13 protein-coding genes are annotated in these 14,456 nt (G+C 44.3%); 11 read left to right on the top strand and 2 right to left on the bottom strand.

Annotated features, from left to right (window positions below):
• Positions 1-131: 131 nt before the first annotated feature.
• From GVO63_RS08810 to GVO63_RS08785, 7 genes are all read left to right on the top strand, one after another.
• Positions 132-389: a hypothetical protein gene (locus GVO63_RS08810; RefSeq protein ID WP_159492546.1), complete on the top strand. Its 258-nt coding sequence runs from the start codon at positions 132-134 to the stop codon at positions 387-389.
• Positions 390-466: 77 nt separating this feature from the next.
• The gene (locus GVO63_RS08805) at positions 467-1,516 is read left to right on the top strand and encodes a DUF2157 domain-containing protein (protein ID WP_159579194.1); all 1,050 of its coding nucleotides are present in this window, start codon (positions 467-469) and stop codon (positions 1,514-1,516) included.
• Between the two features lie 133 nt (positions 1,517-1,649).
• Complete coding sequence (locus tag GVO63_RS08800) at positions 1,650-2,372, top strand: DUF4328 domain-containing protein (protein WP_236552098.1); 723 nt, start codon at positions 1,650-1,652, stop codon at positions 2,370-2,372.
• A gap of 90 nt (positions 2,373-2,462) precedes the next feature.
• The gene (locus tag GVO63_RS19510) at positions 2,463-2,633 is read left to right on the top strand and encodes a hypothetical protein (protein WP_201281891.1); all 171 of its coding nucleotides are present in this window, start codon (positions 2,463-2,465) and stop codon (positions 2,631-2,633) included.
• 99 nt (positions 2,634-2,732) lie between these two features.
• Positions 2,733-3,425 (top strand): energy transducer TonB, encoded by a 693-nt coding sequence (locus GVO63_RS08795; RefSeq protein WP_159579192.1) that lies wholly within the window; start codon positions 2,733-2,735, stop codon positions 3,423-3,425.
• A 9-nt stretch (positions 3,426-3,434) separates the two neighbouring features.
• Positions 3,435-4,037 (top strand): RNA polymerase sigma factor, encoded by a 603-nt coding sequence (locus GVO63_RS08790; RefSeq protein WP_159579190.1) that lies wholly within the window; start codon positions 3,435-3,437, stop codon positions 4,035-4,037.
• A gap of 2 nt (positions 4,038-4,039) precedes the next feature.
• Positions 4,040-4,696, top strand: a complete 657-nt coding sequence (locus GVO63_RS08785; RefSeq protein WP_159579188.1) for a hypothetical protein — start codon at positions 4,040-4,042, stop codon at positions 4,694-4,696.
• Between the two features lie 268 nt (positions 4,697-4,964).
• Here the strand turns inward: GVO63_RS08785 and cdd are convergent, their stop codons facing one another.
• On the bottom strand, positions 4,965-5,414 hold the full coding sequence (gene cdd / locus GVO63_RS08780; RefSeq protein WP_369008761.1) for a cytidine deaminase: 450 nt from the start codon (positions 5,412-5,414) through the stop codon (positions 4,965-4,967).
• A 93-nt stretch (positions 5,415-5,507) separates the two neighbouring features.
• On the opposite strand from cdd, the gene nlpI reads away from it, so the two are divergent.
• A complete protein-coding gene (gene nlpI / locus GVO63_RS08775) occupies positions 5,508-6,410 on the top strand; it encodes a lipoprotein NlpI (protein ID WP_159579184.1) in 903 nt (300 codons plus the stop codon).
• Between the two features lie 12 nt (positions 6,411-6,422).
• Positions 6,423-8,024, top strand: coding sequence for a sel1 repeat family protein (locus GVO63_RS08770; RefSeq protein WP_159579182.1), 1,602 nt, complete (start codon positions 6,423-6,425; stop codon positions 8,022-8,024).
• Positions 8,025-8,151: 127 nt separating this feature from the next.
• Here GVO63_RS08770 and cysZ read toward each other — a convergent pair whose 3' ends face one another.
• Positions 8,152-8,889 carry a sulfate transporter CysZ gene (gene cysZ, locus GVO63_RS08765; RefSeq protein ID WP_159579180.1) on the bottom strand — a complete coding sequence of 246 codons (738 nt, stop codon included), beginning with the start codon at positions 8,887-8,889 and terminating at the stop codon, positions 8,152-8,154.
• Positions 8,890-9,131: 242 nt separating this feature from the next.
• On the opposite strand from cysZ, the gene smc reads away from it, so the two are divergent.
• Positions 9,132-12,683, top strand: coding sequence for a chromosome segregation protein SMC (smc, locus tag GVO63_RS08760; RefSeq protein ID WP_159579178.1), 3,552 nt, complete (start codon positions 9,132-9,134; stop codon positions 12,681-12,683).
• Between the two features lie 20 nt (positions 12,684-12,703).
• Positions 12,704-14,254 carry a cell division protein ZipA gene (gene zipA / locus GVO63_RS08755; protein ID WP_159579176.1) on the top strand — a complete coding sequence of 517 codons (1,551 nt, stop codon included), beginning with the start codon at positions 12,704-12,706 and terminating at the stop codon, positions 14,252-14,254.
• The last annotated feature ends 202 nt before the right edge of the window (positions 14,255-14,456 follow it).

Genomic DNA, 14,456 nt, shown 5'->3' with positions numbered 1-14,456 from the left:
TCTTAACCTTTGGCAAATATCCGCGAGCGGGTAGAGATGAGGGAAGAACTTTCGCTGTTGGTTTTGTTAGCTTAATAGTTATTTTTGTTTGCCTTGTATTGATTGCTTAATATTGAAAAAGGGTATTTACAATGAACATGGATAAGTGGGCCAAAATACGGGAGAAGGGCAAACAGCGCTTCGTTTTAGTTAACGGTGTTTTAGGGTGGGGCGTACCTACAGCCATCCTCTGGGCCGTACTAATGGAACTTCTTGATCCATCAGAAAATATTTGGGTGCGTCCAATCATTGCTTTGATCATCTTTCCCATTGCAGGTATCGCTTTTGGTCACTCAATGTGGAACAAATCTGAGAAAGCTTTCGAAAAACAGACAAGTAATAATCTGTAACTTATCCGGGCTGGCTTTTTACCTATAAACCAGTAGAGTAAAAGCTCTAACCCCTACAAGCGAATTCAGAGAAGTACATGGAAGTAACGAAAGCAAGTATTCAAAAAGCAGTAGCAAAGAGTATCATCTCTGAACAGCAGGGCGTTGAACTTTACAATTTCTTTCAAGCAGAAAGCCAGCATTCTCCCGCTTTCACCTTTACCCATATTCTTTATTACCTAGGCGGCCTTATTGCCATAGGCGCCATGACCTTGTTTATGAATTTGGGGTGGGAACAGTTTGGCGGGCTAGGGATTATCTTCATATCATTGCTCTACGCAGGTGTAGGGTTAAAGCTAGCGAACTCTTTAGCAAGCAAAAACTTAATTATTCCCGCGGGTATTTGCGCGACCTTTGTCGTATGTCTAACGCCGCTTGCTATCTATGGTTTTCAGCAATGGCTTGGCCTTTGGCCTGAAGAGGATACCGTCTATCGTCAGTTTCATACACGCGTTAAATGGCTGTGGTTGTATATGGAACTTGGCACATTGGCGACCGGCTTGATCGTAGCTTGGCGCTATAAGTATCCGTTCTTGATAATGCCCATTGCAGTAACACTGTGGTACATCAGTATGGATGCTGTCGAGCTCATCATTGACCAAGACGATATGTGGAATTCATACACATGGGAATTTCGGGCACAAGTGTCCATGTACTTTGGCCTAGTTATGACCTTGCTGGCTTTTTGGGTTGATTTGCGGTCAAGGCACACCGCTGACTACGCATTTTGGTTGTATTTATTCGGCGTTATTGCTTTTTGGGGTGGGCTTACCAGCCAACACTCTGACAGTGAACTCTCAAAGTTTTTCTATTTCTGTATAAACCTTGTCATGGTCGGGCTAGGCGCATTATTGGTTCGAAAAGTATTTGTAATATTTGGTGCGCTGGGCAGTTGTTTCTATTTAGGCCACTTAGCCTCTAATGTGTTTAAAGACAGTTGGCTTTTCCCTGTTGCGTTAACGGCTATTGGTTTGGGCGTGGTGTATCTAGGTATATGGTGGCAAAAAAATGAAGTTAAGATTACGCGCAAAACCCGTAACGTTATGCCAAAGCCGTTTCAAGAGCTCTTGGAGAATAAGCTCAGGTAAAAGCCAGGTAGTGAATAAACCCGCTTTGGGCATGATAAAAGAAGCTCTCGAATAATAAACATAAACAACAGCCTCGATAAAAGCACAGAGATAAGCTTGGCAGCGCGGCAAAGATGTAAGGTAGTAAATAGAAATGTCAGACAAACAAGTAGAGTTCAAAGACCCCAGTCGCCTTATGCCATGGATAAAGTATTTTCTGAGTTTTCAGGTTCTTCTGGCATTCGTCGCTATCGGCTCTAATTTAATGGAATATCAGCTTTTAACCGATTTTCAAAACGGTGTTTACTTTAGCCAAGAAATGGCGGTGGCCGATGCAGAAGCTAATGACATGAGGCAAGCCGTTATTGCTTTTTCTTACCTTGGCGTGTTTATCGTTTCTGGCGTATTAATTTTAAGATGGATTTATCAATCAAATCAAAATGTGCGGTATTTAGGCGCTAAAGACATGGCTTTCACGCCAGCGTGGTCGATAGGTTTTTATTTTATTCCCATTCTATCGCTATTTAAGCCCTACCAAGCGATGAAAGAAATTTGGCAGGCTAGCCAAGACCCAACGAATTGGCAGACAGAAAAAGTCAGTGTAATTTTAGGCATTTGGTGGTTTTTCTGGATTGCAAACAGCATGCTTGGCCAGGCCGTTTTTCGGATGTCCAGAAAGGCTGAAGAAATATCAGAAATAATGAATGTAAACTTAGTCTCACAGGCCTCAGAAGTTATTTCCATTCCTTTGGCTCTGGTCACATGGTTATTAATTAAAAATGTATCTAATGCTCAGATCACATTACAAGAACACAAAATATCGCTTCACGAAATGAGTGAAGAAACAGAAATAAAGGCTGCAGATGCAACGGCTTAATTATATGGGTGACTGACTTGTTGATCCATTTAGTTTGCTTCATCAAATAAATGTTACAGTTATTTCACGAAAATGTGATTAGGGAATGATATGGACTTTCTTTTTAATGTTTTGATTTGGGTTGGCGTGGTTATTTTCGCCATTTTTATTATTGGCTTTATGGCAGCAGCCAAATTAAATAAACGTCAGGACGATAGCAACAAACACACTTCTGCCAAACATGTGCGAGAAGGCGAAAAACCGAGTAATCAAAATAGATAGACGTTTTTGCTACCACTATTGATGGAAAGCGTAAAACGTCGAATTTTTTTCACCCCTTTCTCTGAGTTCGCCCGTTTAGTAGAAAAAAGGGGGAACATTATGTCAACAGTAATTCTACCAAGCTCACGTCCACAGGACCTGGTTCAACAGGTTGCGCTACCATTTGAGAAAGCGCCCATACTACAACGCGCTATTAACGCTGCCACCATTGCTATCGCAGGTGGCGTCGTTACGGTGGGGCTGTTCGTATTGATGGCTGCGCTTATCAAGCAAGACAGGGTATTGATAAGTGATGCACCGCCGGTACTCTTCGACCCCATTATTTACCAGCCTGAAGATGAGCGAACCATCACTAAAAAGCCCATCGAGCCGATAAAGCAGGTAATTAAAACGCCTCCTCAAAAGGTTGTCGATATTGACCCCGAGCCCAACGATGGCCCGGGTGATTTCAACATTCAAAACCACGTCCCTAACACGGCACTCAACCTGTCTATTAACCTTAATGGTGCGCAAGGTGACATGCAGGCAACACCGCAGTTCCGGGTTGACCCCACGTATCCTCCTGAAGCAAGTCGCGATGGCGTAGAGGGATGGGTGAAACTTGGATTCACGGTAAGTGCAAGTGGGGCGGTATCCGATGTTACAATTCTTGATTCAGAGCCTAAACGGGTGTTTGATAGAGCTGCCCGCAAAGCACTTAAAAAGTGGAAGTACAAACCAAAGCTTGACGGCGGTAAACCTGTTAGTCAACCAGGTATGGTTGTAGTATTAGATTTCAAACTAGAACAATAAGGACAGCCTATGAGTATAGGCGCAAGCTTGCAAAGCCTGATTCAAGGGAAGCGCACAACTGCGTTAGGCGTGAGTGAGAGACTAATGCTGCAGTACGGTAAAAAGGGTGATGACGCATCGTTAGCCGCGCTCTTTGATTTACACAGCAACAAGCTCTTTTATTTTTTGAGAATGTTAAGCGATAGCACTATGGCGGAAGATGTATGCCAGCGTACATGGATTAAGGTTATTGAAAGGCGCCATTTATTCAAAAGTGGCGAGAATTTTCAGGCATGGCTGTTTACTATTGCTAGGCGAACGCTCATTGATGAATGTCGTAAAAATAGCAAAATTGAATATAACAGCGAAGCAGTAGAAGCGTTATCGTTATCTGAACAACTCAAACACGTACAGATTTCAGTAGAAAACGATGTAGCAAAAGGATTAGAAAAAGACGCGTTTAAAGCCTGTATGCAGTTGTTGCCCTACAAGCAAAAAGAGGCGCTCTCTCTTCAATTTGAGGGTTTTACTGTTGAGCAAATAGCCAACATCTGTAGCGCTGAAAAAGAAACGGTGAAAACACGCATACGTTACGCGAAAGACGCTCTTAGAACGATGCTGGAGAAATTGTAATTATGTCTATAACAGATAAAGAACTACAAGAGGCGTTTAGGCGCAGCCAGCAGGTCCAAAAGCAAAATGACATTATGGCCGAACAGGTCAATAGTAAGCTACGTGCAGCCGTGCTTGCGCACAATAACGGGATAGCGAAGAGCAGTGCAACCGAACGAGCATTTACATCAGCGACTTCACACATTCGCGCCTATTTCGCTTCGTCAACATTGAGGCTAACGGCAGTGGCGTTTTCTCTTGTTGCAATGTTAGGGGTATATCACATTGGATTGCGCCACGAATATAACCCAGGGGCGGCACACCAAATAGATATTGTGCACTACCATGGTTTCGTGGGCGAAGACAAACTGTTGGCTAACAAGACTGGTTATGATTATAACGCGCGTTTTAATGCCTATACTCAACAGTATATTGAAAGCAATTTAGTGGCTAGAGCGGTATCGTTAGAACCAGCAACCCTTAAAGCGCAAGACGGATACTGGCTTTTGGTAAACTGTAGTAATCAGCAGGTCGTGGTTTCTGAAAACCTAATAGCATCGCTAAACACTCACGGTCGCATTGAAGGAGATATTGATATCGGCACTCGCGTTGCGCTAGCCTTCGATGCACAAGGGAGAATACTCGCGATTAAACAATCCGCAAAAGCATTGATGTGTTGATGCGCTCATTTTTAATAATACTGAACTAGGACGTGTTGATCTTTGCTGTGCACTTTTGCAGCGAATAGTGCATAGCGAATAGCGCGCCATTTAGGCAAGGCGACTGTTTACGGGTCTAGTGGGTCTAAATCAAAAACAGTCAACGCCGTATAAATGGCGGCCCCTTCGGGCAGCTAATTTCGACAAGCCCTAAGATAAATGTCTAAACGAGGCAAGTACAACTAACGTTTGCATTAGCCTCATTTACGAACGGTTTTCCATTGAAGATTTATTTATCTAAATCGTGCGCCCTGAAGGCATGTGGGAGTAATTCACCAATCGTGGTTGCGAACGTGTTGCCGCTTTGACTCACCATGGTTACAGGGGTTTCATCCGGCGCGAATTCAGCAATCTTTTGCCTACATCCACCGCATGGAAAACAAAACTCGTCATTTGGACTTGCGATAACGATATGTGCGATACGATTATGGCCTTGTGTAACCATATTGCCGATAGCGGTGGCCTCTGCGCATTGGCCTAGCGGGAATGCAGCACTTTCTACATTACAACCTGAATAGGTTTCTCCGCTGGGGGTAAGCACTGCAGCGCCAACTTTAAAGTTGGAGTAAGGTGAGTGAGAGTTTTTCTGTGCGTCAAAAGCAAGTTGTGATAGTTGTTCTAAATTATTTTTCTTCATAGCTACCTGTGTTAACCACCCATTACGCTTTACTTTTATCATCAAATGCGAGAAGGTTGGCGGCATTAACGCCGCAACAAGCGTATACTTAATGCGCAGGCGGTTTTTTCTTTTTTTATAGAATGCTTTTTTACCATGTGCAGAAACGTTAGTCTCATCTTTTTTTCTTTATTCGTTGCTATTTTAAGCGGTTGTGCGCAAACAACATCGGTTTCAGAAAGACCTCAAATGGGAAACTTGCTCTTAGCCGAGCCAGCACCGATAAACCCGCGTTCTGAAATGGCTATTGCGCGCTATAACCAAGTCTTAACAAGTCCAGCGCTTTCAGATGAAGACAAAGCCGAGCTTCACTTTCAACGAGGTATGCTTTACGACAGCGTTGGTTTAGGAGGCCTTGCCCAATTTGATTATTCTCAGGCAATTAATTTAAAACCTGACTTAGCTGAGGCCCATAACTCGATGGGTATTCACTATATTCAGCAAAACGATTTCATTCAAGCGTATGACGCTTTCGACTCTACCTTAGAGATCAACCCTGATTACGATTTTGCATTTTTAAATCGAGGGATCGCGCTGTACTACGGTGGAAGAGCTGAACTGGCTATCACTGATCTAAATCGCTTTTTTGAAAAAGACGACAGCGACCCGTTCCGAGCACTGTGGGCTTATTTTGCTCACCATGACCTATCACAGGCTGACGGGCAAACATACCTCGCTTCAATTCGACCTAACTTAAACAATGACCACTGGGCAACCACGCTGGTGGATTTATTCTTAGGTACGGTGAGTGAAAACGCGGTGCTGAACTCGTTACTAGATGGAGTGAAAAGTCAAAAAGAACTGACAGACAGGCTGTGCGAGGCATATTTCTACCTAGGCAAGTTTCATAGTCATCGAGGAAACAGCGGCGTAGCGTCTAACTATTTTAAGCTAGCATTAAGCACTAATGTATTTGATTACGTTGAACACCGATACGCTAGAATGGAATTAAACCGTTTGCGCGAACAGGCCGCTAGCACGCCAGTAAACGAAGAGTAACCGACTTACGTTATGCGAGGCTTATTTCTAGCAGTGTTCGCACTGCTCATTGTTGCGGGCGACAGCGGGCGTTATATTCCTCAACTCATCGCTAACGCGCAAAGGGTTCTTCAGTTTCACTCTGAAAATGTTCCATTAACAGAGAAGGCAAGCAAGCTGAATGATGAGTTGTCTTCTTCATCTTATTCGCCACATACTGATATTGACGAGGCGCTGGCTTTTTTGTGGTTAGCGTCTAAACAAGGCAGTGAAGTGGCGCAATCTATACTTTTAGAGCAATTTGAGTCTGCTTACGAAAAGCAGTTTCTCGCCATTGGCGCTATCGATAAATCAAACACGGTCCACTACCTCGAAAAGCTCGTTAATCTTGAAAACGCAGATGCAGCATGGTTGCTTTACCAAATTCTTGGAGAAGAGGGCGCTTCTAAGCGCTTTATGCGTTTGGCAGCATTAGGCAACGTTGCAGAGGCACAGCTCGCTTTTGCTATGTCAACGGACTCGCCAGAAAAGCGTGAAAAGTGGTTGGTGCGGGCAGCCTCTCAAGACTATTTACCTGCTCAAGCTGCGCTGGCAGATTGGTATTTGCTGCATGGCCAGCAGGCGCTAGCAAAGCCTCTATTAGCGAAAACTGCCACGCTAGATATGCAAAGCGCGTTTAAATATGGCCGATTGCTGTGGGGTGAAGGAGAGCATGCGAAAGCGAGAGAGCACTTTAAAGTAGCTGCTGAAAAAGGCCATGCGCAAGCAAAACAAGCGCTGGACGCTACCGAACGATACACGTCATATTCAGAGCAGCAAGCGATAAAGTACTCGGGTTCATTTGATTGGGAAAAGGAAAAAGATTGCCTTCAACGAATACAGCCGTTTGCGACAAGTTTAGCTACCATCATGCGTGCGCATACCCTTTATGAAACGTTTAAAAATGATGACCGGTTGCAAGGGCTGTCTATATGCTTAGCCCCTCCAATCTGGTTAAACGCCGAAGTATTAAGCTGTGAGTCAAACTTCAAAAATACCGGGGTTTTGGGGTGCGGGATCGCGCCGTTGGCGAGTATTGCGAAAAAGCGCAAGTTTAGTCATGCGATTGTTGTGGCAGAACAAGGTAAAGCGAATGTCCAAAACGGGGTGATGTATTTAGATATCAGTGATGCATACTCGGTTTTTGTTCATGAGTTGGCCCACTTTTCTGGCTTTGCAGATGAATATCCCATGGGCAAAGGCATGGCGAACAAACTATGTGATGAAAATGGCATCGGTGATTTTTTACCGCCCAATCTTATTGTCGATACTGATTATTGGTATGCGCCACACACGACCGTTAGTAATTGGCTAGATATAGATCCATCGACCATTATTGCTCGCGCAAAGACCTGCGCCGTATTAGGCGTGAACAGTTATAAGCCTAGCCGCAGGATTACCTTTATGGAACATCACGATAGCGGGGTAATTCCTCCTTTGTATCTGGTACTTTGGGAGCAACAGCTAAAAAAACAGAATGCGCAGCGACCCATATCGATGAATTTCTTTCAAGTGTTCCACAATAATGGCAATCAAAAAGAAGCCGCACATTGGCTAGCAGAATATGAAGCCTTCGCGAGCGCGCAAGGCCAATAATAAGGTCTGAGTCTTTAAGCAGATAGAGTTTTATACTCGCTTTACCAAGTGAGTATAAAACGGAAAATTGCTCATTAACGAGTTATGTCGTTTCTCCTGTGACTGTCTTGCAGGTGAGTAGTGCGCCTTAATCATGAAGTGTATGTTTGAGCTCGCGAACCCACATTGACGTCGCGCCGCAAATTGCTACCGGCATAACAATGAAGTTAACCACGGGGATAAGAGAAAATACGTTAACCATCATTCCAAACGTCATAGCTTTGCCTTTATGTTCACCTAGATGCAAACGCATACGAGTAAAATCTATTTTGTGGTTATCATAAGGGTAATCGCAATATTGAATAGCCATCATCCAAGCGTTGAATAAAAACCAAAGCACTTGACCGATAACAGGAAGAAAGAAAAACAATAGTAAAAAGCCGATGGCGCGAGGCACATACCAAATGAGTTTAGTGAGTTCACGGCTAATCGTGCGTGGAATGTCTTTGACCAAAGACATGACGCCTTCATCGCCTAAGTCCTGCCCCGTTAAGTGACGCTCTACTTTTTCTGATAGCACGCCATTGAAAGGCGCGGCTATCCAATTAGCTAAAGTACCGAAAATAAGGGCGAAAATTAACAGTACGCTAATCACCGCCAAGGGCCACAAGAAAAAGCTTATAGCGGTTTTTATCCAACCTAACCATTCAGGGACGAGATCGATAACATACGCAATGCCCATCTCTATCTGTCCAAAAAGGAAATAAAAAGCCACGGAAAAAAGCACCACGTTGATGGTTAGCGGCACAAACACAAAACGCTTTAACCCTTTGGTTTTGATAAGCGAAAAGCCTTCGAAAAAATAATGCACACCACCTGAACTCATTCGTACTCCTTTTGCGTGTTTAACGCCATGTTTACTGACTCTAAGCTTTATCATACGCGTAAGTGGCATTCTCTGCCTAACTCACTGAAATGGTAATTGTTACAAGCTGTTAGATTTGGTAGAGTCGAAATATAATAACAAAAGAATCTTCCGTGTGATTGTATCATTCCTAATTCGTCAGCTTGTTCAGTCGTCCTACTCGCGCTATAGGTCGCTGACTCTGTATTGCAGAGAGACGAAACATGCGGCTTAAAAAGATAAAACTTGCCGGTTTTAAATCCTTCGTTGAGCCCACTTCCATTCCTTTTCCCGGCGAGATGACGGCTATAGTAGGGCCTAACGGCTGCGGAAAATCGAATGTCATTGATGCTATTCGCTGGGTCTTAGGAGAAAGTTCCGCAAAAAACTTACGCGGTGACGCTATGACGGATGTCATCTTCAACGGTTCATCTTCTCGTAAGCCTGTTGGGCAGTGCAGTGTCGAATTAGTTTTTGATAATAGTTCGGGGCGTATAGCGGGTGAGTTTGCCAATTATAATGAATTGTCTGTAAAGCGTTTGGTCACCCGCGATGCTACATCGACGTATTTTCTCAATGGAACCAAGTGTCGCAGACGCGATGTTACCGATTTGTTTTTGGGAACAGGATTAGGCCCGCGCTCTTATGCCATTATAGAGCAGGGAATGATCTCACGGCTAATTGAATCAAAGCCACAAGAACTTCGCGTTTTTATAGAAGAAGCGGCGGGCATTTCAAAATACAAAGAGCGTCGAAGAGAAACTGAAAACCGCATTAGGCATACACAAGACAATCTTGAACGCCTGAATGATGTTCGCGATGAGCTAGGAAAGCAGATAGAAAAGTTACAGCGGCAAGCCGCTGCAGCAACTCGTTATAAAACCTTAAGAGCACAAGTTAGAGAGTTAAAAGGTCAGCTGGCAGCCATTCGGTTTCTTAAAAATAGCGAGCACATAGAAGCCTTGCAAAAGCAGCAGCAAGCGCTTCAGCTAGAAGTAGACGACTTAGCAGCAAGGCTACAGGGTGATGAGGCCGGGCTTGAATCGTATAAAACTAAGCAAGTGGAAACTAAACAGCATATTGACGACTTACAGCAACAGCTTTTCACTATCAGTAACGCAATAACGCGACTAGAGCAAAACGCGCTCCATGCTAAACAGCGTAAAGGGCAGGTTGAGCAAGAGTTAGCCCGAATGAGTGAGCAGCTCGAGGTACTCAACCATTCAATCGAAGAAGCACAAGAGGCACTCGCAATATCAAGCGGCGCGCTTGACGATATTGAGCCAGCAATCGCGTTGAAAGAAGCGGAACTAGACAGCACGAAAGAACGCTTCGAAGATGCTGAACAAACGCTGAGAGAATTTAACGCAAAAGCGCGGGAACAAGAACAGACCTATAATCAACTTCGCCATAATGTACAGCAGTGCCACAGCCAAATTCAGTCGACGATGAGTATGCAGTTACGCACGTCGCAGCGAATTAGTGAAATAAATGATGAGCTTGCACAACTGAGTAACGAAGATTATACGGGCCAGATAGCGATGCTAAACGGCCAGTGCGAAGAGATTGACTTTGAAATTAGTGAAATTCAAGACGCGCTTACCGCTGTAAATGATTCGGCCACAAATCAAGAACATCAGGTAAAAGCTTTAGAGATCAAGCTTCGCGAGGCCCAAGGGAGCTTGCAAGCTAAGCGCTCTACCATGGCTGCGCTTGAAGCGCTGCAACAAGACGCCACTAACAATGATGAAACAAGCCTTGAGAATATCGAAAAGCTTTGGCAGCAATTTCAATCGAAAGAGGCGCTAGCGCCCTGTGTTGAAGCTCTGTTACAACACATAAAAGACCCCGTTGTTGCGAAAAGCCATAGCATCGACGCGCTAATCGGGCAGAAAGAAAACTTACCCAACGGAATAAAGGTCTTTTCGAGCACAGCGTTTATAACTGAAGCTAGGTCAGGATCACTGGCAGCGGCATTGCTTGTTGACGCGAGTGATTCCGGCTCGCACTCTCAAGAAAATGCGCCCACTAACGCGCGCGTGCCCGCATTTTTTAACGACATCTACTTATGCGAAGACGATAATGAGCTTGCCTATCTCATCGAAAACCGCACACATAACACTGAAACGATGCATGCATATCACGCGGCGGGGTTTACCAGTTTAATATCGCCGTCAGGGCTATGGGCGAGCGAACAGTGGGTAGTGAAACCAGGTGAAGTCAGCGATGGTGCATTACAGCGAGCGAATAAAATACATGCGCTCAGTGAGTCGATTACCGTTGCCGAGCATGATATTGCAGAAGTCGATGTTTCATTGGCAAATGCTCAACAGGCACTTGCTGAAATTGATGCAAAAAAGCAATCACTAGTAGGCAAACTTAGCGACAAAGAAAATCAACGGACACAATTAAAAAACAAGTTGTCACTGCTTGAAATGCAGCAAGAGCAGCAGTCTTCACGCACGTCTAAACTCAACGATGAACTCGCCAAGCAAGAAAGTATGTTAGGTAAAGAAGAGGAGCAACTTGCGCAACTTTCTGAAAAGTTGGAAGTGTATGAGGCACAAATTCTCGAGCATGAAGTGCATATAGATGAAGTGAATTTAAAACGTGATGCTAACGAGCGGAATGTGTCAGATTTGCGGGCGTTGGTTGACGCTTTAACTTCGCAAAATCATGAACTTGCGCTTAAAAAACAGCAGTTGGAAAATCATCAGAATTTGTATAGTCAGCAGGTTACGCGTAATCTGCAGCAGCGTGAAGAATACGTCCGGAATAAAGAGAGACTCATACAAGAACTGACCCAACTCACTTCTCCACAGGAAGTGCAAGAGGCTGAACTACAGTCACTGTTGGAAAACAAGTCGGAACTCGAGCAATTAAAGCGTGAAAAACAAGCGGCCCTTGAAGATATAGAGCAATGGTTACGAGAAGCTGAAAAAGGTCACCAAGCGCTAAGTAAAGATATTCACGCTCGCCAAACCAATATCGATAAGCTCAGCATCGACATTGAAGGGTATCGTGTTCGCGCAAACACTATTTTAGAGCAGCTTAACGATACACAACAATCACTGAAAAGCATCATAGAAACCCTGCCAGACGATGCAGAAGAAAAGCGTTGGCAAGAAGACCTTGAAAAAACACAGGCAAATTTGCAGCGTTTGGGTGCGGTCAATTTAGCGGCAGTTGAAGAGTACGAAACGCAGTTTGAAAGGAAGTCTCATTTAGATACGCAGCATAACGACTTAGTCGAAGCATTAGAGACCTTGCAGTCAGCCATTCGAAAAATTGATAAAGAAACACGGAGCCGTTTCTCCACTACGTTTGAACAAGTCAACGAAGACTTAAAATTGCTTTTCCCGAAAGTATTTGGGGGAGGTTCGGCTTATCTTGCGCTTACCGATGACGACTTACTTGAAACTGGCGTTACTATTATGGCTCGCCCACCCGGTAAGAAAAATAGTACGATTCACCTTTTAAGCGGTGGAGAAAAAGCATTAACCGCTTTATCATTGGTGTTTGCTATTTTTAGATTAAATCCAGCACCATTTTGTTTGTTGGATGAAGTAGATGCACCATTGGATGATGCAAATGTAGGGCGCTTTTGTAATCTAGTGTCAGAAATGTCGCAAACAGTGCAGTTTATTTATATCACCCATAATAAAATAGCGATGGAAATGGCAAGTCACCTTACCGGTGTTACTATGGCGGAACCAGGCGTTTCTCGCATGGTAGCGGTAGATATCGACGAAGCTGTAGCCTTCGCAGAAGCATAACAAAGGGCGAAAGAAATTAAATGGAAGATCAATTACGTCTATTTTTACTCCTAGGGGGCACGGTATTTATCATCGCGGTGCTTGCCCACGGCATTTGGAAAATTCGTAAGAACGGTAAACCTTCAGAAAAAGAGCGTTTGGAACCTCGACAATGGCAGGACACCGACGAAAACGATGGTGACGTAGAGAGTCAGGAAGGGTTTGATGAGCTAGGTATCGGTGCAGTACGGATTGTTGGAGCATCGCAAAATGCCAATGAAGGAGCACCTGACACAAATGTAGACCGCGAAGGTTTAGACGAAGAAGTTGACTCTAATGTTGTTGGTGACGGCACGAGAATACCGCAGTCTGGAGCATCAGCCGCCCATACGGCAGACAACATTGGCGAATCCTCCGTAAAAGTGCCGAGTTCGGATGATGAGGACGAACGCACAAACAGCAGTAAAAAAGCGTCTCAGCCAACTGAACCCAAGCTGTATGGATCGGTGGTGTCTAACCCTAAACCGCACATGAAAGGTCATTCTCGTTCAGTAGATACGGCGTCCGGTAGTGGTAATAGTATTGACGCTGCATTTCCAGAACCTCCAGGCTTTTTGCTTCGAGAGGGCGCTGATGAAGAGGTGTCGACACCTTCCCAAGAAGAGACATTGGCAGTACGAGATCAAAATCAAGTGCAATCAGGCCAAGTTTCTAAAACTTCAGGCAACGAATATCAGCATAGACAGGATAACGCTGCTTCGTCAGCGAAACACTATGATGCGAACGCTGAAATAACGGGTGAAGAACCAAAGAGACCAGCGCAAAAATTCTACATTGACCCTACGTTTGAAGAAAACTCAGGAGAATCTGAGCCGCTGGCTAAAGACGAAAGGGAAGTCGCTGACTTCAGTTTAGATGCACCTAAAGAGCCTTTTGCGTCGAATGAGCCGTCGGATGAAAATGAACAACCAAGACGTTTCTCTCGCGGAAAGCGCAGTAAAACGCCAATAAGAAGGCGAGAAGAACCAAACTTTGGTGACGATCAGATGCGAATAGATTTCGATACCAGCGATGCCAATGTAGCGGGATACGAAGAAGAAAGCTTCAGTGCGAATGGCACTGAAAAGGTAGGTAGCAAGCAAGAAAAATCATCGAATATGGATCCTGAAGTGCTGGTGTTGAATGTTAGAACGCCAGAGGGAGAGCCTATCTCTGGTGCTGCGCTACTGCCTATGCTTCTTACCCTTGGATTTAAATTTGGTGACCAAGATATATTCCATCGACACGTCAATTCTAATGGCAAGGGGCCAGTATTGTTCAGTTTAGCGAATATGTTTAAACCCGGCGTATTTGATATTGATAATCTTGAAACCTTTGAAACGCAAGGCGTCTCGTTATTCATGATTTTGCCTATTGAAGGTGATCCGCATCAAGTGTTCAATATGATGCATAATGCGGCACGTAAATTAGCCGATGAGTTTGGTGCTCAAGTGCTAGATGGGCGGAGAAGCGTCTTGACTAAGCAAGGATTGCAGCAGTACGTAGAGAAAATTCGCGAGTTTGAACGCAAACGTATGATATCGCGTAATTAACAAGGCTAAGTGCTCATAAGGGTTACGGACTGAGCACGCGTCACCAACATTCTTAAGGACTTGGCTGATACCCAAGTCCTTTTCTATTACATTGCGCAGTGAATTAGTGAAACGATCCGTTTTTTGCTGAATTGCGCTTAACGATATTTTTAATAGTTATTTTGATATTTATAGTTGCCTGCAGCGATGCTCTTGTGGCAAC

The sequence above is a fragment of the Alteromonas sp. KUL106 genome (genome assembly GCF_009811415.1).
In the GTDB taxonomy this organism is placed as follows: Bacteria; Pseudomonadota; Gammaproteobacteria; order Enterobacterales; family Alteromonadaceae; genus Alteromonas.
This window is presented reverse-complemented; position numbering and strand designations above follow the sequence as displayed.

Bases quoted from the DNA above. Each gene is read 5' to 3' on its own strand.
- GVO63_RS08810 (WP_159492546.1), top strand. From the start codon at position 132: ATGAACATGGATAAGTGGGCCAAAATACGGGAGAAGGGCAAACAGCGC.
- GVO63_RS08805 (WP_159579194.1), top strand. From the start codon at position 467: ATGGAAGTAACGAAAGCAAGTATTCAAAAAGCAGTAGCAAAGAGTATC.
- GVO63_RS08800 (WP_236552098.1), top strand. From the start codon at position 1,650: ATGTCAGACAAACAAGTAGAGTTCAAAGACCCCAGTCGCCTTATGCCA.
- GVO63_RS19510 (WP_201281891.1), top strand. From the start codon at position 2,463: ATGGACTTTCTTTTTAATGTTTTGATTTGGGTTGGCGTGGTTATTTTC.
- GVO63_RS08795 (WP_159579192.1), top strand. From the start codon at position 2,733: ATGTCAACAGTAATTCTACCAAGCTCACGTCCACAGGACCTGGTTCAA.
- GVO63_RS08790 (WP_159579190.1), top strand. From the start codon at position 3,435: ATGAGTATAGGCGCAAGCTTGCAAAGCCTGATTCAAGGGAAGCGCACA.
- GVO63_RS08785 (WP_159579188.1), top strand. From the start codon at position 4,040: ATGTCTATAACAGATAAAGAACTACAAGAGGCGTTTAGGCGCAGCCAG.
- cdd (WP_369008761.1), bottom strand. From the start codon at position 5,414: ATGATAAAAGTAAAGCGTAATGGGTGGTTAACACAGGTAGCTATGAAG.
- nlpI (WP_159579184.1), top strand. From the start codon at position 5,508: ATGTGCAGAAACGTTAGTCTCATCTTTTTTTCTTTATTCGTTGCTATT.
- GVO63_RS08770 (WP_159579182.1), top strand. From the start codon at position 6,423: ATGCGAGGCTTATTTCTAGCAGTGTTCGCACTGCTCATTGTTGCGGGC.
- cysZ (WP_159579180.1), bottom strand. From the start codon at position 8,889: ATGAGTTCAGGTGGTGTGCATTATTTTTTCGAAGGCTTTTCGCTTATC.
- smc (WP_159579178.1), top strand. From the start codon at position 9,132: ATGCGGCTTAAAAAGATAAAACTTGCCGGTTTTAAATCCTTCGTTGAG.
- zipA (WP_159579176.1), top strand. From the start codon at position 12,704: ATGGAAGATCAATTACGTCTATTTTTACTCCTAGGGGGCACGGTATTT.